Here is a 3,202-nt window from a genome sequence, read left to right as displayed (position 1 = left end):
GTATCGTCGCATTGTCAGGCAATAGCCGGATAAATGTCGCGTAAATGTATCAGTCAACGGTTTGGTCGGCGGTAATGCTAGGGGAAAAGCCCTGCTGTGGTGTCCAATGTAGTGCGCCATCTCGCCCAGTCCAAAATAGTTGAATGTTAAGATTTTCGAGCATTTGAGATGTTTCCGGACTGAGGGTATCAGTGGTGGCGATCGCCACTTGGGGTTTGAGGGTCTCTAGTAGTTGAGCATTCAAATCGTTACCCAACCACCAGAGGACATCAACGGGGGATAAATCATACTGTTGTAACAACTGTGATTGTTGTTGTTTGGGGATATTTCCCATGAGTAGCCAGCGGCGATCGCTGATCATAAATTCCACCAGGGGAACCTCAGCATTAATCAGTGTAACCTGAGTTTCTCCTAAATCCAAATTTTGCTGAACTGGCAGAGTTAGATATTGTCCTTGGGCGCTAACAATTTTATTTTGAATAGCCTGGGCGCTCACTTGGTAAGCATTCTTAGAAGCGGGAGTATCATAGAATTTATGAATTGGTAAAGTGTCTAAAATATGTGGGAAACCGATAGTCAAGCCTAGCTGAGGGTGAGTGAGAATAGCCCAATCAATCTGATTAATTCCCTGCCTTAGTAAAAAGGGCAAAACGGTAAATTTAACGGTGCGTTCATCCCCGGCATTTACTAACAAAACGCGATCGCGATCTTCCACGACCAGAATAGGTTTTTCGGCGGTAGCTAAAACGGTGACTCGAAATTGGGTAAATTGAGCATAAGCCATGGGTAAAGTGATGATGGCGATCGCCATTAATATACCAGCGATAACGGCATAAAATCGGCTATGGTTTCTGGTTTTCTTCTTCTGGTCAGTTTTACCAACTTTTTCCGGTAGGAGTATCGGCAATAAACAGAGCAATATATTAATGGTATATAAACCGATTAATTGTGCCATATATAAACTGCCTACAGCGATGGAATTGCCAGGTAAATCATTAAAAAATTCGACTATATAAATTAACCCTTCTAGGGGGTAATATAAAGCGGTGGCTAGAGCGGCAGCCGCCCAGGGCGAGATGATCGCGACCGATGCAGTTAGCATTCCTCCCAGGGTAATGACTGTAATAAAAGGCACCACCAAAATATTGACAAAAATACTGAATGGTGATACCAAATTAAACACATAAATTTGCAGGGGAAGAATCCAAACGGTGGCGGCGATAGGAACTGCTATACAACTAGCAATTACTGGGGGAAGCCATTGTAGCGATCGCATCAAAGGTGGTACAGTCACCAATAGCCCCAGAGTTGCCAAAAAGCTGAATTGAAATCCTAAGTCTTGAATCAATAGAGGATTCCATAACAATAAGAAAACGGCTACAGCTAATAACACAGCCAAGGGTCGCACCTGTCGTTTCATGACGACACCCACCAACGCAGCTAACCCCATTAAAGCCGCCCGCAGTACGGAAGCCGAACCCCCAGTTAATCCGACATATAACAATAGGATAGTTGCACCAAAAACCAATCTCAACTTAGGAGACCAGCGGGCTGTCAAAGCTAGGACTACGCCCAGAAGTAAAGAGACATGAAACCCAGAAGCGGCTAAAGTATGAGCTAAACCAACTCGCACAAAGCGATCGCTAATTTCTGGGGAGATATCCACAGCCCGCCGCCCCAAAACCATGGCTGATAATAGTGTGCCTTTGGTAACATCCAAACCCTGAACCTTAGCCCTGACAATTCGCTGTCGCACCCTAGACAGTCCCCACCTAGGGGTAGTGTTAATAGAGAGGTGGCGACCATACATTCCCGCAAACCCCCCTTGTCTGGCGAGATAGGCTTTAAAATCAAAGCTACCAGGATTTAAAGGGGATTTTGGTGCATATAAAGTTCCGGTCACAGAAACAGTTTCGTTGCCTTGTAATCCTGTGGCTTGTAGAATGGGTACGGTAACATAAAGTTTACCTGTAACTGTTTTGTTAACCTGAACCGGGCTGTTCTGATCATTACTGGTAATCTGGTTAACAAGGTTAGCCTGTAGCCAAAACTGGACATTTCCTGAACGAGTGACCCGTGGAGAACTAATCACCCTTCCCCAGACGGTGATTACCAGGTTTTCGGCATTACCACCGCTGACAATTAATCTGCTAATGTCATGAGGCCCTGGTTGTGGAGTTTGTAGTTGAAAATATAGGGTAGCGAGGAAACCTATTAATCCAGCTACTAGCCAAAGGCTTCTAGGGATAGGAGGTCGGGGGACTGTCAACCTATCTGGATCAGATGTCCTTTGTCTACGTTGCCTTTGACGGCGGTTTGTAGTAGTCGGAGAATTTGGCTTAATCAGACGGCCACGGAGTTTATATTGCCAAATGGTTGTCATAATTGCCATTCCGACTCCTAGGGCGAGGAGAGAATATCCTCCCCAGCTAAAGCTCGCCATTAGTAATCCGACAATATAGGCTAATCCTAGGGCGATCGCAGCGGTTTGGTTCATCTATCCGGGAAGTGATGGAGGACCGGTTAGGGTTGGGATTAGGAACCAACCCTGATTGTTTGCTAAATGGATAGTCCCAATTTTAGACCGAGTACGGTGTGAATGACCATCATTAATAGGGCGACACTGCCAATATAAGCATGAGCCTTGCGCCATTGGTCTTGGTTGCCGCCAAATTTGCTGAGGGAAATAGCGCCGTTAATTCCTAATAGGCCTAAAACTGCGGTACTGGTCCAAAAATGGGGACTTTCAAAAATTGGTTGTCCCTGCATAATTAAGGATAGTAGCCCGCCGCTAAACCCCAAAGCCATAAATAGGGTCATAAAAGGGGCAAGTTTTCGGTGACTAGACCGAGAAGCGATCGCCGCCTCTTGGTCTGTGGCTAAACGTCCCTGCCAGCCAGTATAACCGACAAAACTACCCATCACAAAAATTACAATTCCCATCATCAGGGGGTGTCCCCAATGAACAATAGGTTCGGGAACTCCTAAACTAGCAAAAAAATTGGCGATCGGTTCTAATAAGCCTCTGATGTCCATAACTGGCTCTGGTTCTCTTCTCTATGCGCTATCAATCCCGATATTATAAATGTTTGTTGAGCCGTTATCAATCTTTGATTAACTGAAAACCCGCCCCTACTATTCACTAATAAGAGCATGATTTAATCTCAAATTAGGTTAATATTTTAGGGCAATACGGTATAAT

At 45.1% G+C, this 3,202-nt stretch carries 2 protein-coding genes; both read right to left on the bottom strand.

The window, feature by feature from the left end; translation table 11 throughout:
* Positions 1-49: 49 nt before the first annotated feature.
* Complete coding sequence (locus P5683_RS23645; RefSeq protein ID WP_187758754.1) at positions 50-2,497, bottom strand: ComEC/Rec2 family competence protein; 2,448 nt, start codon at positions 2,495-2,497, stop codon at positions 50-52.
* Positions 2,498-2,559: 62 nt separating this feature from the next.
* A complete protein-coding gene (locus P5683_RS23640) occupies positions 2,560-3,036 on the bottom strand; it encodes a DUF4079 domain-containing protein (RefSeq protein WP_006621734.1) in 477 nt (158 codons plus the stop codon).
* Positions 3,037-3,202 lie beyond the last annotated feature (166 nt).

It is taken from the genome of Limnospira sp. PMC 1279.21 (assembly GCF_032349615.1).
Lineage (GTDB): Bacteria > Cyanobacteriota > Cyanobacteriia > Cyanobacteriales > Microcoleaceae > Limnospira > Limnospira fusiformis.
The sequence above is the reverse complement of the archived record's forward strand: the minus strand, read 5'-3'. Positions and strand labels throughout refer to the sequence as shown.